This is a genomic window from Streptomyces sp. NPDC005775 (assembly GCF_042871565.1).
GTDB lineage: Bacteria > Actinomycetota > Actinomycetes > Streptomycetales > Streptomycetaceae > Streptomyces.
In genome coordinates, this window is sequence record NZ_JBIAIU010000010.1 from 150,033 (window position 1) to 169,768 (window position 19,736).

At 71.5% G+C, this 19,736-nt stretch carries 9 protein-coding genes; 3 read left to right on the forward strand and 6 right to left on the reverse strand.

The features are described 5' to 3' along the window. Nucleotides 1-22: 22 nt before the first annotated feature. Nucleotides 23-445 (reverse strand): DUF6896 domain-containing protein, encoded by a 423-nt coding sequence (locus tag ACFYPA_RS23375; protein ID WP_389133985.1) that lies wholly within the window; start codon nt 443-445, stop codon nt 23-25. Further along, nucleotides 442-10,068 (reverse strand): polymorphic toxin-type HINT domain-containing protein, encoded by a 9,627-nt coding sequence (locus ACFYPA_RS23380; protein WP_389133987.1) that lies wholly within the window; start codon nt 10,066-10,068, stop codon nt 442-444. Before ACFYPA_RS23380 ends, ACFYPA_RS23375 begins: the two co-directional genes overlap by 4 nt. 198 nt (nt 10,069-10,266) lie before the next feature. Here ACFYPA_RS23380 and ACFYPA_RS23385 point away from each other — a divergent pair, with 198 nt between their 5' ends. After that, nucleotides 10,267-12,240 (forward strand): tachylectin-related carbohydrate-binding protein, encoded by a 1,974-nt coding sequence (locus ACFYPA_RS23385; protein WP_359313572.1) that lies wholly within the window; start codon nt 10,267-10,269, stop codon nt 12,238-12,240. 157 nt (nt 12,241-12,397) lie between these two features. Continuing rightward, entirely contained in the window at nt 12,398-14,935 is a 2,538-nt protein-coding gene (locus ACFYPA_RS23390) for a YfhO family protein (protein WP_359313575.1), read from the forward strand. Here ACFYPA_RS23390 and ACFYPA_RS23395 read toward each other — a convergent pair. Beyond that, nucleotides 14,895-15,542 carry a TetR/AcrR family transcriptional regulator C-terminal domain-containing protein gene (locus ACFYPA_RS23395; protein ID WP_359078604.1) on the reverse strand — a complete coding sequence of 216 codons (648 nt, stop codon included), beginning with the start codon at nt 15,540-15,542 and terminating at the stop codon, nt 14,895-14,897. The genes ACFYPA_RS23390 and ACFYPA_RS23395 overlap by 41 nt on opposite strands. Before the next feature lie 60 nt (nt 15,543-15,602). Between ACFYPA_RS23395 and ACFYPA_RS23400 the strand changes: the two genes are divergently transcribed. After that, complete coding sequence (locus ACFYPA_RS23400; RefSeq protein ID WP_359313577.1) at nt 15,603-17,036, forward strand: FAD-dependent monooxygenase; 1,434 nt, start codon at nt 15,603-15,605, stop codon at nt 17,034-17,036. A 3-nt stretch (nt 17,037-17,039) separates the two neighbouring features. Here the strand turns inward: ACFYPA_RS23400 and leuE are convergent, their stop codons facing one another. From leuE to ACFYPA_RS23415, 3 genes are all read right to left on the reverse strand, one after another. Next, nucleotides 17,040-17,711, reverse strand: a complete 672-nt coding sequence (leuE, locus tag ACFYPA_RS23405; protein ID WP_359313578.1) for a leucine efflux protein LeuE — start codon at nt 17,709-17,711, stop codon at nt 17,040-17,042. Nucleotides 17,712-17,782: 71 nt separating this feature from the next. After that, nucleotides 17,783-18,409, reverse strand: coding sequence for a class F sortase (locus ACFYPA_RS23410; RefSeq protein WP_359313581.1), 627 nt, complete (start codon nt 18,407-18,409; stop codon nt 17,783-17,785). A gap of 79 nt (nt 18,410-18,488) precedes the next feature. Beyond that, on the reverse strand, nt 18,489-19,643 hold the full coding sequence (locus ACFYPA_RS23415; RefSeq protein ID WP_389133992.1) for a hypothetical protein: 1,155 nt from the start codon (nt 19,641-19,643) through the stop codon (nt 18,489-18,491). Nucleotides 19,644-19,736: the final 93 nt, after the last annotated feature.

Sequence of the window (19,736 nt, forward strand, 5' to 3'; positions counted from 1 at the left end):
CGCTGCCGAGCAGCGGGGGCTTCTACCGCTGCCGAGCAGCGGGGCCGAACCAGCCGGGGAGCGGTTCGGTCAGAAAGCCCCGGTCGACGAACCGACGGCACTCGCGCAGCAGAGCGGCGTCATCGGGGACGGGCTGAGTGCCCCGGCTCTTCTCGAATCTGGCCAGCCGCCAGACGTCGAAGGCCTCGCACCCGTCCGGCAGGAGGTCCACATCGACTTCCGTGCCGTCCGGGGCCATGAGCAGACAGCCCCGTCCGTGCACGGAATACGTGAATCCTCCGGCTGTCCGTCCCCTCCGCGGGAGGCCGCCCGACCGAACGCCGCGCAGGACCGCCTCCAGGCGGGTGAACTCCGGGAGTTCGCGCAGCAGGCCCTGCCTGATGCGGTGCAGGTCCTCCAGGAACGCGACGACCGTGGTCCCGGCTTCCTCTCCGGTACCGCTCACCTGCGCCTCCCCCTTCGGTTGGTGGGAAAGTCCCGGCCCACCTCGACCGCCGACCAGACCACCTGGTCCACATCCTTGTAGCCGTAGGCCTGCACCTCTTCGAGGCTGAGCGAACGGTACTGGACATCGATTCCCGCCTTCTTGGCAGCGGCGACCCGGTGGTGTCCGTTGATCACGTACTTGCGGTCGTTGTGCTCAAGGACCTCGATGGGGTCCCCGCTCCATCCGTCGCGGCTCATGCTTTCGGCGATCTCGTCCACGTGCTGCCGGGAGTAGGCGCCTTCCAGCGATTCCGTGCGCTCCAGCGCATGGGGGCTGGCCACGCAGTTGTGCACCAGGACCGGAGTGGCGCCCGCTGCCACGAAGTACGTGTGCGCCCGGGCGACGCTCAGGTTGTAGACCGCCGCCTGCTGCGTCCAGGCGCGGACCGCCGCCACCTGGACGCGGGTGCCCGAGCCGGTCTCCAGCCACTGGCCCGGCTTCAGTTCCCCGGCGGTCAGCCACTCGTGCGCGGACGGAACCCAGAACGGGTGGCCGGCGGTCGCGGTCAGGGTGTCGGTGGCGTCGCCCTTGTCGCCGTCCGTGTCGATGGTGACCCGGACAAGCTTCTTCAGGCCCTTGCCCTTGATCGTGGCCGTGACCTCCTGGCTGGAGGCCTTGCCGGTGGTGGGGTCGGTGGCCCGCACCTCGTCGCCCGCCTCGACCTGTTCGATGGGTTCCCGGCTGCCGTCGGCCATCACCACTTCGGTGCCGGGCACGAAGCTGTTGCCCACCAGGTCCGAGGCGAGCTGGACGCATTCGACCGCCGACTCGACGCGGTCGAGTGTGTCGTCGGCCTTCCTGGCGGCCTTCGCGATGTCGTTCGCGTACTTCGCGGCCTTCGTCGCCATCCGGCCCGCCTTCGCCGCCCGGACCGCACCCGCGCCGACCCCGCCGAGGGCCACCCCCGCCACCGTCGCGACGGCCCAGGCGCAGGCCTCCATGTCGCCGGTGGTGACGCAGTCCCTGATGTCGTTGAAGCCCGTGACGTCGCCGACGACGTTGCCGACCGTCTTGACTCCCTCCCAGACCGCGCCCCACTCGACGGAGTCGCGGACCGTCTCGACGACGGCACCGACCTGCTCGACCACGGCCTCGCGAATGGCGTCCGTCGCCTTCGCCACGTCGGCGATCACGTCGCGCGCCGCGCCGACGAGAATCGCCGGCAGATTGGGATCGGCCGTCACGATCGCCTTGGCGACCGCCATGAGGGGCCGGGCCGCGGCCACGATGTCGGGGATCGGGTTGTGCTTGGCCACGAAGGCGACCGCCGCCCTGGCCTTGCGGCTGACCGCGGCCCGGGTCTCGTGGTAGATCCGGCGGGCCTCAGCCGCTTTTTCCCGGGCCCACTGGGTGGCCCCGGTACTGCGTCCGACGCTCTTCGCTATCCGCACGCCGGCGTCGACGATCGTCTTGAGCCCGGACTTGCGGTAGACGTAGCCGGCCGCCTTGCCGACGTAGCTGAGGGCCTTCTTCAGAGCGGAGATGGGGTGGCGGACCGTGTAGACGACCGCCTTGCCGATGTTCTTGGCCGTCTTGACGGCGGCCCGGACGTACTTGTTCTTCTTGACCTTGTTGTACGCCTTCTTGCACCAGCCGCAGCTGGGCCAGTGACCGTCCGGGTCGGTGTAGTCCATCGGCGCCCCGGCCCCGTAGGTGTACCGGTTCGCGAGGATCGAGGCCCCGGACGCGTACGTGTAGGAGTCCCGCGAGTCGAAGACACCGGTCCCCGGGTCGTACCAGCGCGCCCCCATGTCCACCTGCTCGGTGTCGGGGTCGGTCCAGTCGCCCTGGTAGCCGGCGTTGCCCGCCGTGCCCGGCTGCGCGTCACTCGCCGCGGACGCCTGCCCGAACGGGTCGAAGGCCGTGGAGCCGGTCAGCGAGGTGGCCGCGCCGTCGCTCGCCGACAGGTCGCCGACCACATCGCCGTGCTTGTCCGTCACCGTCAGCTGCGCCGCACCCGTGCCCTCGGCGACCGACAGCAGTTCGTCCGACGCACCTCTGCCGTAGGTGGAGTTGTTGTCCTGCACCGGGTCGGGGGCCAGGCCCGCGTAGCTGAAGTCCGCCTCGTTGCGGGACGCCACCCGGTCGAGGGAGTCGTAGGTGTACTCGGTCCCGGACTCCCCCGCCTTCGTCAGCCGGTCGAAGGCGTCGAAGGTGAACTCCTCCGTCATGCCGGAGCTGGTGCGACTGGCCAGGGTGCCGCGCGCGGTGTGGTCGTAGGTGTAGTCCCCGTCGGACAGCAGCCGGTTGCGTTCGTCGAAGGTGGCCGCCTTGTCCCCGTTCCTGACGCGGTTGCCGCCCTTGTCCCAGCCGTACTCGGTGGTGGCGCCGTTCTCCGTCCAGGAGGTGAGACGGCCGGCGTCGTCGTAGCCGTAGGTGTTCTCACCGGCTCCGGCCGTGCCGGTGGTCTTCTTGGCGGTGAGGTGGTCGTCGGTGTCGTATCCGTAGTCGGTCGCCGCGATCGTGGCGCCGCCGCTGCTCGTGACCGTGTCCGTGTCGATGCGGCCCAGGTCGTCGTAGGCGAAGGTGCGCGACTGCCCCGCGCCGTAGTCGATCTGCTTGACGGAGCCCGCCCCGTCGTAGCGGTAGGTCTGGGCGGTGCCGGTGAGCGGGTCGGTGGCGGAGGTCAGCTGACTGCGGGCGTAGCCGAAGCTCGCGGTGCCCGCGGCGTCGGTGCGGGAGGTGAGCAGGCCGTCGGAGTCGTAGGTGTACGACGCCTTGCCGGACGGCCCGTCCGCCTCGGTCAGGGAGCCGCGGTCGTTGTACGCGTAGGTGTTGTCGCCCTTGGGGGAGGACGCCTTCGTCAGCCGGCCGGACGTGTCGTAACCGAAGGACTTCTCCGCGGTGGCACCCTCGGCGCCACTGCCCGTCTCGTGGACGAGCAGACCGGCACGGTCGTAGGCCCGGCTCCGGACCACGCCGCCGGGTGCGGTGGCCTTCACCGCCTGGCCCGCGACGTCGTACGCGGTGGTCCAGGTGCGGTCCTGCGGCTCCGGGTCGCGGCTGGTGGCGGGTTCGACGACGGACTCGGGCAGGCCGAGGGTGTTGACCGTGTAGAGGCTCCTGTTGCCGCGGCCGTCGGTGTAGCGGGTGCGGTTGCCCAGGGCGTCGTAGCCGAAGGAGGTGGTGATGGACTCGGCTGCGGAGACCGGTTCGGTCTGTTCGGTGAGCCGGCCCAGCGCGTCGTAGGCGTAGCGGGTGGTGCGGCCCAGCGGGTCGGTGGAGGTGGTGAGGTTGCCGGCGGTGTCGTAGCCGTAGTCCACCTTGCGCAACGGGCTGTTGTCCGCGTCCAGGTCGGAGTCCTGGACCAGTTGGCCGAAGGCGTCGAAGACCTTGGCCGAGGTGCGGCCCATGCCGTCGGTGCTGCGGACCTCGCGCCCGCTCATGTCGTAGCCGAACCGGGTGACCACGCCGCCCGGGTCGGTGGCCCGGGTGAGCTGCCCCAGGCCGTCGTAGCCGTACAGGCTGACGCCCCCGCCCGGTGCGGTCTGCTTGACGACGTTGCCGGCGTCGTCGTAGTCGTTGCGCGTGGTGAACGCGCCGGGCTCCGGACTGCGTTCGATCGAGGTGCTGGTGACGGGGCGGTCGAGATCGTCGTACGTGGTCTCGGCGCGGGATCCGTCGGGGCCGGTGACCGACAGGGGCTCACCGGTGCGGGTGTAGGTGTACGACCACCGGGCCTGCTCGTCGTCCTTGCCTACGGGCACGTCCTTCGTGGTGAGCCGGTTCTGCCGGTCGTAGCCGAACTCGGTGACCCGGCCGAGCGGGTCGGTGGCGGTGGTGACGTTGCCCAGTGCGTCATAGCTCCGGGAGGTCGTCGGGGTGACGGTCTCCGCGGAGCCGGGGGCGCGGTAGCCGGGGGCGGTGGCGGTGAGCGCCCGTCCCAGCCGGTCGTAGGTGGTGCGGTTGGTGTTGCCCAGCGCGTCAACGGATTCGGTGACCGCGCCGAAGGTGTCGTAGCCCGTGTAGGTGGTGGGGCGGGAGCTCACGGGAGCCGCGCCGCCTGACTCGGTGTCCACGGCGGGCGCGGTGGCCGACAGCGGTCGGCCGACCTCGTCGTAGGCGTAGTCGGTGCGGTTGCCCGCCGGGTCCGTACGGGCGGTGACGAGGCCGCGCTGGTCGTACGCGTAGACCGTGGCACGGCTCTCGGTGCCGTTCTGGACGATCTCCTGCTCGGCGTTGCCCGCGTTGTCGTAGACGTACCGGACCGTCTCGGGGGTGACGCTCGTGGGCCACGGCACGTTGGACGGAGCGCCGTTGGAGGTGGTGGTCTCCACGTTGCCCGCGAGGTCGTAGCCGTACGTGGTCCGGCGGGCCAGTCCGGCCGGGTCGGTGACCTCGGACTTGGCGCGGCCGACCGCGTCGTAGGTGTACTCGGTGACGAGCTTGCCGTTGTTCGCCTTCTCGGTCAGGACGTTGCCGGCGCCGTCGTAGGTGTTGGATTCGACGACGATGTCCCGTCGCGTGCCGTCGGGGTCGTGAAATCCCTTGAGTGTGAGGGACTTGAGCAGGTCGTCGCCGAAGTACTCGTAGACGAGGTCGCGTCCCATCGCGTCGGTGTTGCGGACGACCCGGCCGCCCATGTCGTACGCGTACGACTGCACCACGGTGTAGTCCGGGTTTCCGCCGTCGTCGTCCCAGTCGCGCAACCGGGTCTCGGCCATCATGTTGCGCGCGGTGTACACGTAGTCGAAGTGGTTGCCGTTGGCATCCACCATCGAAGTCCTGTTACCGAGGGAGTCGTAGCCGTACGTGGTCTCGCTGCCCTCGGCGTCGGTCACCTTCTCCGGCCGGCCGTAGGCGTCGTGTTCGAAGGTCATCACGCGTGCCGCATCGCCCCCGAGCACGTCGCCGACCTCGGTACGCACGGTGTTGCCGTCGGCGTCGTAGCCGGTGACGGTGCGCTGCTGGTGCCTGGAGAGGGTGACGACGTTGGTTGTGGCCGGTTCGGTGGTGGAGACGAGGCGGGACAGCTTGTCGTAGGCGAGGGTGACGGTGGCGCCGTCGGGCTGCGCGTCCGAGACGGCGGTCTCGGTGAGTTTTCGGCCCAGTGCGTCGTAGGTGAACTTCGTGACGAGGCCGGAGGGTTCGGTGACCTGCGCGAGGTCACCGCTGTTGAAGTACCGGTAGCCGGTGATCTTGCCGCGCGGGTCGGTGGACGTCAGCGGAAGTCCGGTCGGGGTGTTGCCGCCGTTGACGGCGGGTTCGGCGCCGGTGGTGTAACTGTTCTTGACGGTCCCGCCGTCGGGGGACGTCTGCAGGGTGAGCAGCCCCCGGGTGTCGTACTGGTACTGGGTGCGGAAGCGGGTGTCGGTGGGTCCTGAGGACCGGCCGTCGAGCGTCTGCGAGGGCTGGTCCGCGCGCAGGTCGATGTCGCCCGCAGGGGTCGGATAGGTGGTGTACGTGGTCTGGCAGTCGTCCTTGGTCCGGCAGGTGGTCCGGGTGGTGACGTTGCCCCGGTCGTCGTAGCCGAGGGTGACCCGGTCACCGTTCTCGCTGGTGATGCCGGTCTGGAAGCCCTTGTCGTCGTACGCGAAGAGGCGGATGGCCACGCCGTCGGCGGGGTGCCGGATGAAGTCCGGTTCGCTGCCGCCGTCACCGGGCGGATCGGTGCAGAACGCCGGGTCGCCCGGGTCGGGTTCGGTGCAGACCTCCTGCGGCGGGTCGGTGTCCGACGGACTCGGCGAGGGGCCGGGTTCGCGGGCGCCGAGCGCCATGGGCTCGCCGTAGCGCAGCATGCGGGAGGTCAGGCCGTCGTACTCGTAGAAGTACGGCGAGTCGACCGGGTCGTGGACCTCGACCGTGCGCCGCAGGTCGCTGTCGTCACCGAAGACCGCGGGCGTACCGATCTTCCAGGTGCCGCCGTTGCGGTCGGTGTACTCCTGGACGCGGTCGCGGGCCGTGTCGTACGTGACCTCGGAGGCCACGCGGCCGGAGGGCAGCGTCGTCCGGGTCAGCATGTCCGAGGTCCGGGTGCCCTCGCGGTAGTGGCCGGCGACGGCCGTCGCACCCAGCGGATGGTGGTAGACGGCGACGTCGTCGATGGTTCCGGCGAAGGAACGGGCCGCGGTGCTGCCCCAGCCGGGCCAGGAGGCCGGGGTGGTGGCGTGTGCGGCGCCTATCTGGTTGTAGGTCAGGTCGCCGGCGGCGAGCTGTCTGCCGGTGAGGGTTCCGGAGAGCTTCCCGTCCAGATAGAGGCTCTGGTTGGACCCTGAGGACGAGAGCACGGCGTGGTGCCACTTGCCATCGTTGACGTTCTTGGTGGTGTCGGTGATCGGGGCGACGGCCCCGGTCCAGAACTGGCCGCGCAGCTTGCCGTCGTTGCCGACGTACAGCGCGGGCACCCCGGTCCCGGGTGCGGTGCCCCATGCCTTGTTCTGGTAGCCGACGAGCGGGCCGCCGACTCCGGTGGCAGGCGTCTTGAACCACACCTCGACGGCCGTGTCCCGGCTCTTCTTGAGCGTGCCGGAGGGCAGCACGACGCGGGAGCTGCTGCCGTTGAACCCGGCCGCCGTGCCCGGGTCCCCGGGGATCGCCCCGGTCACGCCGAGGGTGACGTCGGTGGAGGTGCCGCGGTCCTTGGCGAGGTTGGCCTCGACGGCGCTGTCGGCCGCCGTGCCTTCGGCCTCGCCCAGTTTCCAGTAGGACTCGGGGTGGGAATCGAGCACGGTGGTGCCGTAGTGACTGCCCTCCCCGTACGCGTAGCGGGTGCAGCCTCCGGTCGGGTCGCAGACATGGTCGAGCAGGTCGCCGGTGTACGTGTACGACCAGGTGAGCGGGGCACCGTCGACCGGGTTGGTCGACACCCCGCTGACGTGGGAGCCGGTCCAGGTGAAGTTCAGCGAACGGCCGCTGCGGGGGTGCGTCGCACTCCGGATCTTCCCGCCGGACCAGGTGTAGGTGACCACGTTGGACGAGGCGTCCGTGATCTTCGCCAGCAGCCCGCCGGTGCTGAAGTCGTAGCTGGTGCCGGACTTGTCCTGGAGCCGGTAGGTGGCCGTCGCGGCGTCGAGGGTGAGCTTGGCGTAGCGGCCGGGCGGCGGGGCGAAGGTGCCGTCCGGGTTCTTGCCGAAGCGGACGTCCTGGCCGTCGGGGTAGCGGATGACGACGTTGCCGCTGCCGTCGCCGTCGTCGGTGAGCCGCATGTCGTACCGGGTCGACCAGCCCGCGCCGAACGCGAGGTCGCGCCGCGGGTCGAGGCTGTTGTACGTGCGGACCAGGGTCAGGTCGGGGCCGGTCGTGGTGAGTGACGCGTCGATGGCGGAGGAGGTGAAGTTGCCGACGTTGGGGTCGAACTCCTTGCCCGGAGCTTCGGACAGCCGTGAGGTTATCTCGGGCTGCGGCACGGCGGCGACCAACGCGATCTGCGCGGTGGGGACCTCGTTGGACGCGTCCTTGACGAAGCCGCGCCACAGGTAGGTGGTGCCCCACTTCAGCCGGCCGGCCGGGACGGGGTAGGCGGACGACGTCTGGTAGGCGGAGGTGGTGCAGCCGGTCGGCTTGCCGTCCTTGTCCGCCTCGCAGATCTCGTACTTGTACTGGAGGGCCGAGCCGGGCGGGGCGTCGATGTCGACCCCGGCCGCCCACAGCTGCGGGGTGAGGGTCTGGGCCTGGTAGCCGTTGGGCGGGAACTGCTCCTTGACCACCGGGGCGATGTCGAAGACCTGGAGGGTGAGCCGGCCGGGTGGGACCTGTTCGTCGGTGAAGACCTTGCCACCGGTGCGGACCATGGTGAAGTCGACCAGGTACGTGCCCGGGGGCAGCGCCTTGATGGTCGCGTCGAGCGTGGCCTTCGCCCCGTGGGCGACGCTGCCGGTGAGGTTGGCGGCGCGCTGCTGGGTGACGAGCTTGCCCTTGGCGTCATAGGCGCGGTAGGCGAGGTAGTAGGTGCCGGGAGTCCAGGTCTCGGCACCTGTGTTGGTCACCGCGACCTTGACCTTGCCCGCCTGGTTCTGGAGCACGGGCGGGTCGGGAACGGGCTTGGGAAAGGCGTACGTGGCGCTGTACGGGGAGTGCGTGACGAACAGCTTGGGCGGGTTCGCGGTGGCGTGGCCGGTGAGCTTCTTGAAGGAGAGCGTGTCGGTGGCCGAGGCCCGCAGCGACAGGCCGTTGTTGGCCTGGGTGCCGTCGGCCCAGCGCTGGACGAGGTCGCGGCCGCCCTTGCCGAGGTCGAAGAGCTCGCCTGCCGCGGGGCAGTTGGACCTCGAGGCGCCGAAGGCGACGTGCCCGTACGCGAACGACCTGGTGGCGAGCGCCCCGCCGACCGCCGGTCCCGGGTAGGCCGTGGTGGTACCCGCGGTCCAGGACTGGGTCACGGGGTGGACGGAGACCGGCCGCGGCTTGCAGGAGGCGGAGTCGAAGTTCACGATCTGGAGCTGCGCCCCGAAGATCCGGTGGTTGCGCAGCCGCTCGTCGAGACCGGGGAAGCCGAGATAGGAAGCCGTCGCGCCGGACGGGCCGCGCCCGACCTGGAGTTCGTCGGCGCCGACCACGGAGGGGCCCCCGTCCCTGACGTACAGGGAAGTGGCGGCGGCGCCGGTCTCGACGGACGGGTCGACACGGACGGGGAAGGCCCTGCCCGGGTCGGTGAGCCAGCCGCGGTCGGCGTTCACCTTGAGGACCGGGTGGCCGTCCCGCTCGACGAGCGTGTAGCGGACGGCGTACGAGGTGGCGCCGCGGGCGTCCGTCATGAAGCCGGCCGGGATGACTGCCCGGGTGCGGCCGTCGGACCCGGTGAGCACGACAGCGCCGTCCCGGACGGTGGCGTCGAGGCCGTCGAGGTCCAGCGGGAAGAGGAACTCGGCGGGGGCCGCGGCGGAGCGCAGGACGAGGGTCTCCTTGACCCCGCCGGCCTGCGAGTCCAGCCACAGATCGGTTTCGGGCAGAACCTTCTCGTAACTGACTCTGGCGCCGTCCGCGCTTCCCGGTACGGGCGCGGCGTCGCTCAGCCCGTAGGAGAAGGACTCCCCGGACGGGAGGGTGAGAGCGGCGAGCCGAGGGGCGTCGGCCCGCGCTGCCAGTGCGAGGCCGACGGAGTCGGCCGTGTTGGTCCACCCGGCGCCCGCCTCACCCTCTCGGGCGGTTCCGGCGGGCTTCTCGCGCTCGGCCAGCGAGGAGTCGATCGGGCGCCAGTCGCCCTTGCCGTCACGGTAGTTGAGGGACGTGGTGGAGATCTCGGTGGTGCGTGTGCCGTCCTGGTTGGCGTAGGTGCGGCTGCGGGCGTCGCGCTCGGAGACGAGCTCCGTGCTGGTCGCGCGGTCGAAGCCGGTGGCCCTCGGGACGGGTGGCGCGGTGACCGCGGCGACGTTCGGGCGGGTCACCGGCCGGGCCGGCTGCGGGGGCTTCAGCGGGTACTTGGCGCGCATCGACAGCGGAGAGTCGGTGTTGCCCGGTCCGCCTGCGACGTGGCTACGCCCCTCCGCGCTCGCCCACCGCTGCTCGGGCCCCTCGGCCGTCCCGGGCCTGTCCGGGAACAACGGGAATCCGGAACCGGCCAGGGCCAGTGAACCGACGGCCAGCGTCACGGCGACGGCCAGCCCGACGCCCGTGCCCCAGATCCCACGTACCGCGCGAAGCATCATCAGACGTCGCGCGATTATTCGGTACGCAGGCACGGCTCCCCCAAGTGCGTGATGGAACGGACCAATTGATGTTGAGGACCGTGAGGGACGTGTGTCGACGGTTGCACGAAGTGTTCATGTACCCGTCAATCAGCGTCAGGTCTTCTTCACCCGGCCGCTACCGCCCCGTTCACCACCGCTCGCCTAGCGTCCGACTTCATGACTTCCCACACCGATCGACGTACGGCACGCTGGGCCGCCGTCGCGGCTGCCGCCGTCACCGCGTTCCCGCTGCTCGTGGCCCTGCCCGGCACCGCACAGGCGGCGGATTCCGCCACCTGCACGGCCACGGGCCCCGTATACGCCCTGGACTCCGCGGGCAAACTGCTCCGATACGACATGCCCACGCCGGTCAGCGGCGGCAATCTCGCCTCTCCCAGCACGATCGACACCGGCTGGACCGGCTACGGGCGGATGATGGCCGGGCAGGGCGCGCGCTTCTACGGGATCAAGTCCGACGGTCTCTATCTGAGTCATCGGGTCAGCGCGACCGGCACCTGGGACATCCACCACAAGAAGATCAGCCCCAACTTCGGCTGGCTGACCAAGGCCGCGGACCGCAACCAGGTCACCATCGACCGGGGCGACCGGATCTGGGTGCTCGACAACGAGGGCGCCCTGCGCACGTACAAGTACGACTCCGCCGCCGGCACCTTCAGCGCCGACAGCGGGAAGATCATCGACCAGGGCTGGGAGCGCTACGACCTGATCGTCGCCGCCGATTCCGGCGTGGTCTACGGGCGTGCGGCCTCCGACGGGCGGCTCTACCGTTCGCGCTACGACTTCGCCAGCCAGCGATGGATCGAGCGCCACGTCGTGGAGAGCCTGGCCGACTGGCGCCAGTACAGCAGGGGGATCACTTCGATCGGCGGGGACACCCTGGTCGGGGTGAACGCGGCGGGCGTCGCCGACTACTACCGCTTCGACGAGAACATCCGCGACTTCCCGGTGTACAACAAGACCGTCGGCAGTGCGGGCTGGCAGAACTACTCCAACGTGTCAGGGGCCCCGGACGCCTGCCGCATCACCACGAACCACACCCCGGCATCTCCCTCGGCGCCGCTGGAAAGCTACACGCCGGCCGCGGTGACCCAGTCCGCCACGGGTTCGCTGGAGTTCGCCTACACGGACAACATCGGGCGTCTGGTGCACGGCCGGATGGCGGACGCCTCGGACTTCAACGGCGTGCAGTGGACCACCGTGTCGGGCAACGAGGCGTTCACCGGCCGGCCCACCCTCGCCGAGCACACCGACGGCCGCGTGGTCCTCACCGCACAGAACACGTCCGGCGGCATCTGGCAGCGCAACCAGACCGCCAAGGCCTCGGCGGACTGGAACGACTGGATCGACCTGGGCGGCGCCATGGCCCACCACCCGGTCACCGCGAAGACCCCGGACGGGCTGCTCGTACAGTTCGCCGTCGACGGCGACGGCAAGCCCTGGTACCGCATCCAGCAGCGGGCCAACGTGGACTTCATGGGCTGGATGCCGCTCACCGGCACCGGGCTCTCCGGCACCCTCCAGGCGGTCACCGCGCGCGACGGCATCCAGCTCTTCGCCACGACCACCGCGGGGACGCTGAGCACGGCCACGTTCTCCGCCAGCGGCACGCTCTCCGCCTGGACCGGGCTCGGCGCGCAGAACGTCAGCGGCACGCCGTCGGTCGTCGTCTACCCCGGCTACCGCGTCCGGGTGTTCGCCAACGACGGCCAGGGCCACATCATCACCGCGGCCCAGTCCGCCGAGAACGGCGCATACGGCTCCTGGGACACCGTCGCCGGGCTGGCAGCCGACGGAGAGCCCAGCGCCGTCATCTCGCCGCTGACCGGCCTGACCGAGATCGCCGCGCGCGGCACCGACGGCTTCATCCACAACACCGGTGAGACGACCCAGGGCAGTGGCACCTGGCGCGCCTGGCAGCAGCCGTCGAACGAGGCGGCGGCCACCGTGCCGACGGCCTTCACCTACACCAACGGCAACGGCCCGACCTGGGCCTACACCTTCCGCACCGCCGACAACCAGACGCGCGTCTACCAGGTCCAGCAGAGCTTCGCGGCGCGCACGGCAGCGGCCACGAGCGGGACCGCACCGGCGTTCGAGTCCCGGGTTCTGCCCGAGCCGTCCGGCAGCTGACCCAGCGGCCGGGGCGGGGCCGCGGCGACGGCTCCCCCCGGCACCGGCGCGGCGCGTGACCGGGCAGGGACGGCTGCGTGAAGCCCGGCCGTCCATTGCATGAACCAGCCTTCCGCGCCCGTGATTTCACGATGTCCGATGACATATTCGACTCATCATGAGAACTCCGTCGATGCCGATGCTCCGCTCGCCGCGCGCCCGGGGTGCCGCCCTTGCCGCACTGCTCACCGTCGCGATCGTCTGCGCCGGGGACGCCGTGGCCCGCAGCTACCCGTTCGGCCCGCACACCCGCAGCGTGAACGACCTGGGCAATCAGTTCGTCCCGTTCCACGCCCGGCTCTGGGACCTGCTGCACGGGCGGGCGGACGGCGGGCTGCTGCTGAACTGGCAGTCCGGCTTCGGCAGCAGTTTCCTGCCGGACTTCGGTACGTATCTGAGCAGCCCGTTCGCCCTGCTCGTCGGTGTCTTCCCGCGGGACCGCATCGACCTGGCCGTGTACGCGGTCACGCTGGTGAAGACCGGGGTGGCGGCGGCGGCCATGACCTGGCTGCTCACCGCGTTGCGCAGGGGCCGGGGCCGGGAGTGGCTGGCGGCCGTGCTCGGCGCCTCGTACGCGCTGTGCGGCTGGTCGGTCGTCGAGGCCGTGTACAACCCGATGTGGCTGGACGGGCTGATCGCGTTCCCGCTGCTGTGCCTGGCCGGCGAGTGGGCGCGTACCGCGCGGCGGCCGGTGTGGGGGACGCTCCTGGTGACGCTCGCCTGGGTGTCCAACTTCTACACCGCGTACATGGCCACGCTCGGCGCGGCCCTGGTGCTGGTCGTACGGCTGCTGCTGGAGGACGGGACGTCGCGGGAGCGGGTCCGGGGCCTGGTGCGTGCGGTACGGACGGTGCTGATCGGCATCGGGCTGGCCGCTCCCGTCCTGATCCCGGTGTTCCTCGGCACCAAGCACGCCTACCCGGGCTGGAACCGGGCGTTCGCCCCGGCCGCCTGGCCGGACGTCGCGGCGCGGCTGCTGCCGGCCACGTACAGCTTCTTCAGCCCGGCGCTGTTCCTGGGGACGGGCGCCCTGCTGCTGGCCTGCGCGCTGGCCTTCCACCGCGCGGTGCCGCGCACCGAACGCCTCGTCTGGGCGGGGCTGGTGGCGGCGGTGGCCCTGTCGTTGCAGTGGGGGCCCACGCATCTGCTGTGGCATGCCTTCGCGACGCCGAACGGGAGCCCGTTCCGGCAGACCTTCGTCCTCTCCGGGCTCGTCGTGATCGCCGCCTGGACCTCGGTCGCCACCGCCTGGCCGGACCGGCGGACCCTGCTGGGCGGGGCGATGGTCCTGACACTGATCGCGGCCGGCGCCGCGTCCAGCACCCTGATCACCGGATGGACGTATCCGCTGTTCGCCGCGGGCCTGCTGGCCGTGATCGGTGCGCTGGTCCTGGCGCGCGACGGCAGGTTCGCCGTGCTCGCGGCGCTGCTGCTGGTGGGGGCGCAGGCAGGTCAGGCCGCCGCGACGACCGCGTACGCCGACCGGCAGCGGCTGAACCGGCTCGACGACTACGCCCCGTGGGGTGAGCGCCAGGACCTGCAGGCCGCCGCGGTCGCCCGCGCCGACGGCTGGCCGCGCTACCGCACCGACCCCGGCCTGGAGCAGTCCACCGCCAACGACCCGCTGCTGGTCGGGGGCCAGGGCGGTGCCTACTACAGCAGTCACACACCGGACGTGCTCACGCGCACGTTCCTGGCTCTGGGCGCCGGCTGGACGTCGAACGGCCGGGCCCTGCACAGCCTGGACAACCCGGTGACCGACGCGGTGTTCTCCGTCGGTGCCCGGGTCCACGTGCCGCGCGATCCGCACCAGGGATGGAACCGCCCGGACGACAGCCCGGTCACGGTCACCCGGCAGGACGTGCCGCCCCTGGTGACGGTGCGGCCCGCCGCCGACGCCGGTGCGGGGCTGGGCCGTTCGCCGTTCCGCAACCAGGAGAAGCTGCTGGGCGCGTCCGTGTACACGGTGCCCGCGACCACGCTGCGTTCCGCGGACGGGACGGATGCCACGGACGAGGGTGCGTACGACTACCGGGTTCGGCCGGGCACGTACACCCTGAGCGTGAACTGCCCTGCGAACAGCGAGGTGTACCTGTGGGCCCCCGACCTGTTCGGCCGGGCACAGCTGGGAGCGGCGGGCGAACCGGCCGACTTCCGAGGGGAGTTGCCGGGCCGGCGCGCCGAGATGCGCGTCCTGGGTACGGGCGGCGGACAGCTCGCCGTGTCACTGCGGGCCGCCAGGGCGGGCACCGTTCCGCACGAGTCCGTCGGCTGCCTGGACCGGCGGCGCCTGTCCGGTGCGGTGTCCGCGCTGCAGCGGACGGGCGCGACGAGCACCGAGGTCACCGACAGCGGTGTACGGGCCCGACTCCCCGCTCATTCCGCGGGAGTGGCCGTGCTGGCCGCGCCCCGGATCGCCGGGTGGAGCTGCGACGGCCGTCCGGCCGACTCCTACCTCGGCCTGGTCGCCGTACCGGTGCGTGGCGACCGGACCGTGGTGGACTGCACGTTCCGGCCGCCGGGACTGCGGGCCGGGTCCGTCGCCGGGGCGGGGGCCCTGGCGGCACTGCTGGCGACCGCACTGGTCCCCTGGGCGCGCAAGCGGGGTCGCCGCCTCACACCCGTCCCCCGTACCGCGCCTCGATGCCCGCGATGATCAGCCGCAGGCCGTCCTCGAACCGTTCGTCGTAGTGGGCGAAGATCTCCTCACCGGCCGCGGCGGCCAGCGGGTAGCGGGCCATGCGTTCCGCGCGTTCGCCGATGTCGAAGCCCTCGCGCCGCTGGTCCGGCATCGGACGGACGCCCTGCTCCTCGCTGACGAAGCCCATCGTGTAGGAGTACGCGGTGGTGCCCGCCCGGACGGCCTGCCACAGCTCGAAGCCCGCGTCGACCATGGTCCGCAGATGGCCTTCGAGCCCGTCCGCGTGGTCCGTGCCGGTGAACTGCGCACCCCCGTAGACCTTGGCCCCGTCGCGGTAGCGCAGCAGTGCGGTGCGCAGCCCGCTGTTGTACGCGATGAGCTGGTCCTGCCAGCTCTCCGGGGTCGGGCCCGGCAGGCCCTCGTCGAGCATCCGGCGGTACATCACCGTGGCCATCTCGTCGAGGAGTGCCTGCTTGTCCTTGAAGTGCCAGTAGAGGGCCGGCGCCTTGACGTCCAGCTCCCTGGCGATGGCGCGCAGGCTGAGGCCGTCGAGGCCCACCTCGTTCAGCAGCCGCAGTGCCGTGTCGGCCACTCGGGACCGGTCGATCTTCGTCGTACCCACCTCGACAAGTTAACAGCCCCTCCTTGACAACTTAACAGCGTTAAGCGCAGACTCCGGGCCATGGAACTTAACGGTGTTAAGGAAAGCGTCGGGGAGGCCCAGGTCCTCATCGTCGGCGCCGGTCCCTGCGGCCTCGCCCTGGCGTGCGACCTGGCCCGCCGTGGTGTCCCCGCGCTCCTCGTCGAGCAGGCGCCCACGCTCTTCCCCGGTTCACGCGGCAAGGGCATCCAGCCCCGCACCCGGGAGGTCCTCGACGACCTCGGGGTCGGCGACGCGGTCCGCGAGCACGGGGGGCCCGCGCCGGTCGGGATGGCCTGGCAGGACGGGGAGCGGATGGGCGAGCACCCCATGTTCCGGGTCGCGGCCCCGACGGACGCCGAGCCGTACGGGGAGCCGTGGATGATGCCGCAGTGGCGCACCCAGGAGATCCTGCTCGCCCGACTGCGCGAACTGGGCGGCGACGTGGTGTTCTCGACCGCGCTGACCGGCCTCGCGCAGGACGCCGACGGGGTCACCGCACAGCTCTCCACCGGCCCGGTCCGCGCCTCCTACCTGGTCGCGGCGGACGGCGGGCGCTCCACCGTGCGGCGGGCGCTGGGCATCGCGATGACCGGGGAGACGGTCGACCCGGCGCCGATGCTGGTGGCGGACGTCCGGGTCGCCGAGGAGGCGCTCGACCGGCTCAACTGGCACATGATGAACACCGACGCAGGGTTCATCGCGCTGTGCCCGCTGCCCGGTACGACGGACTTCCAGCTGGTCGCCCAGTTCAAGGAGGGGGCGCCGGACACCTCCCCGGAGGGCGTGCGGGCCGTCGTCGCGGAGCGCACCCACCTGGACGCGCAGGACGTCACCGAGGTGCTATGGGCCTCCGATTTCCGCCCGCGTGCCGCCCTCGCCGACCGGTTCCGCGACGGGCGGGTCCTCCTGGCCGGGGACGCCGCCCACGTCCACTCCCCCGCAGGCGGCCAAGGGCTCAACACCAGCGTGCAGGACGCGTACAACCTGGGCTGGAAGCTCGGCCAGGTGCTCGGCCACGGGACGCCCGGGGCGCTGCTCGACAGCTACGAGGAGGAGCGCCGCCCCATCGCCGCCGAGGTGCTCGGCCTGTCCACCCGTATCCACCGCGGCCAGCAGGAACGCGGCGCGGCCGTCCAGCAGTTGGGCCTCGGCTACCGGGAGGGGCCGCTGTCGGCGGGCCGGGCGGGCGTCCTGGAGGCGGGCGACCGGGCCCCCGACGGCCCCACGGGCGACCAGCGGCTGTTCGACGTCTTCAGGGGCCCGCATTTCACGCTGCTGGCGGTCGGCACGGACGCGGAGCTGCCGGAGTTCGACACCCCGGCGGTCCGGGTGCACCGCATGGACGCCTACGAGGCGTACGGCAAGGGGCTCTTCCTGGTCCGGCCGGACGGCTACGTCGGCTGGGCGGGCGAGGACACGTCAGGACTCGTGGAGTACGCCGCACCGCTGGGCCTGTGCCCCGAGGCGGCGTGAGAGTCAGACGCTGCTGAGCGAGAGCTTGGCCGCGAAGCCGAGGAACAGCACCCCGGCCGCCGACGTGGCCCCCGCCGAGAGCCGCTTGCGGCGGCGGAACGCGGCGGACAGCCGGGTGCCGCCGAAGATCAGCATCGACAGGTACAGGAAGCTGGCGATCTGGAGCAGGGTGCCCAGCACCAGGAAGGAGAGCGCCGGGTAGGCGTACCCCGGATCGACGAACTGCACGAAGAAGGAGATCAGGAACAGGATCGCCTTCGGGTTGAACAGGCTGACCACCAGCGCCCGCCGGTAGGGCCGCTCCATGGCCCCCGGGGCCCCGGCCCCGTCCGCCGCCGCCTCGCCCGTGATCTCGGCCACCCGGCGGTGGCGCTCGCGCCACATCGACACCGCGGCACGCAGCATCCCGATGGCCATCCAGGTCAGATAGCCCGCGCCGGCGTACTTCACCACGGCGAAGAGCACCGGCGTCGTCTGCAGCAGGGACGAGGCCCCGAGTGCGGACAGGGTCATCAGGACGGTGTCCCCGGTCCACACCCCGGCGGCGGCCACATAGCCGGTCCGCACCCCGCGCCGGGCGGCGACGGACAGCACGTACAGCGAATTCGGCCCCGGCAGCAGCACGATCAGCACGAGGCCGGCGAGGTAGGTCGGAAGGTCGGTGACACCCAGCATGAAACGGAGTGTCGCACGGGGGTACGACACTCCGGGGACGGGGGTTCCGGCACTGTCGCCCCGGTGAGGTCTCAGCCCACCAGATCCGCGAAGACGATGATGTTGTCCGGCCGGTGGCCGCCTCGCAGCTCTCCGCCGCAGGTGATCAGACGCAGCTCGGGGCCGGAGGTGTCGCCGTAGACCTCGTCGGTCGGGAAGGCGCCCTTGTCGACCTGCTGGAGCTTCCGTACGGCGAACACCGCGTCGGACCCGTCCGCCCGGGTGACGGTGATCCGGTCACCGGCCGCGATCTTCGCGACGTTCTTCAGGACGGCGGGGCCTTCGGCGGTGTCGAAGTGGCCGATGAGGACGGCGGGTCCCGTCTCTCCGGGGGTGACGCCCTTGGTGTACCAGCCGATCCGGTCCGCCTGCGCCACGGACGGGACCTCGACGGTGCCGTCGGACGCCAGGCCCAGCTTCAGGACCGGGCCGGTGTCGACGCCCGCCGACGGGATCCGGACCCGGACCGGCTCGGAGGCGGGCAGCGGGGCTGCGGACGTGGACGGGGCGGGTGACGCCGGTGCGGTGGCCGGGGCCGCGATGTGCGCGGGCGGGGTGGCGGGCCCGCCGTCGCCCGAGGCGCAGCCGGTCAGTGCGGCGGCGGAGACGAGGGCGAGGAACGGGGCCGTCAGGAGACGGCGCGAGACAGAGGTGTGCATACGGGGACTCCCGACAGGCGGAACCGGAAAGGGCTGCCGCGCGGTGCGACAGCCCCTCCCTCGGCAGGGGACGACCGGGTCAGCGGGCGGACGCCGCCGTACGACGGCGGATGAGGACGAAGCCGAGGCCCGCCGCGCCGACCGCCGCCGCACCGCCGACTGCGATCAGCACCGGGCTGCCGCTCTGCTCGATCTCGGCACCGGCGGCGACACTGCCCTTCGGGACGACGGACGTCTGCGAGGTCTGAGTCCGCGTCTGAGTACCGTTGCCCGAGGTCGTGGCGTACGTGAAGCCGCAGCCCTTGGGCAGCTTCGGAAAGTCCGTGACGGACGCCGGTTGGCCGCCGCCCTCCATGTTGGTCCGCAGCCGCGGCGCGGGGCCGCTCGGGTCGATGATCTCGCCGAGGAAGCCCGCGCTCACCGGCAGCTTCGGGTGCAGCCGGTCGAGCCGGCCGATGACCGTGTCCTCCCCCGCGCCCTTGAAGACGGCGGACGGGCCCGTCGGGCTGATGCTGAGCTCGGCCACGGTGCCGGCCCCGATGCTCTTCGTCACCGTGGCGACGCACTTGACGGAAGTGACGGGGCCCTGGCCGTCGCTGCCGTGGTCGTCGACGGACGTGATCCGGCCGTCGGAGTAGAGCGTGACGGAGATGTCGCCGTAGACCTTGGTGTCCTGCTTCGCGTACCCGAATCCGGCCACGAGGCCGTCGAGCACCTTGCCTTCCCGGTCGATGTCGGCGGAGTAGTACACGTCCGTGTCGCCGTGCTTGTACACCTTGGCGGTCAGCCCGCCCTCGAGCTCGTCGGTGTGGACCAGCACGCCCGCCGGCGTCTCGGGCCCCTGGCCGTCGCTGCCCGCGTCGACGACGGAGGTGACGGCGCCGGTGAAGTCCAGCGTCACCTTGACGCCGTTGCCGAACACCTTGCTTTCCTCGGGAGCGTAACCACCGCCCGCGGTGAGCACCCCCAGCTCCCTGGCGCCCTCGAGCACCGTCGCGGTGTAGTAGATGTGCTGGTCACCGTGCTTGTACACCTTGGCGGTCAGGCCGCCCTCGAGTTCGTCGGTGCGGACCGGCGTGCCTTCGTCGGTGACCTGCTGCACCCGGCCGGCCGGGGTGGCCGGGACGGTGTCGGCGAAAGCCGCGCCGGCCGGGACGAGGGCGGCGCCCCCCAGTGCGGCCGCGACAACGGCGGTACGGAGGGAGACACGGCGGTACGAGGGACGGAAAGACATGATCGACTCCGTGAGGAATGGCCCTGGCGGGCTCGGAAGGCTGGGAGAGTCGCATGCCGCTTCCTCGAAGTGTGGGGCCGTGAGGTGGGGCGG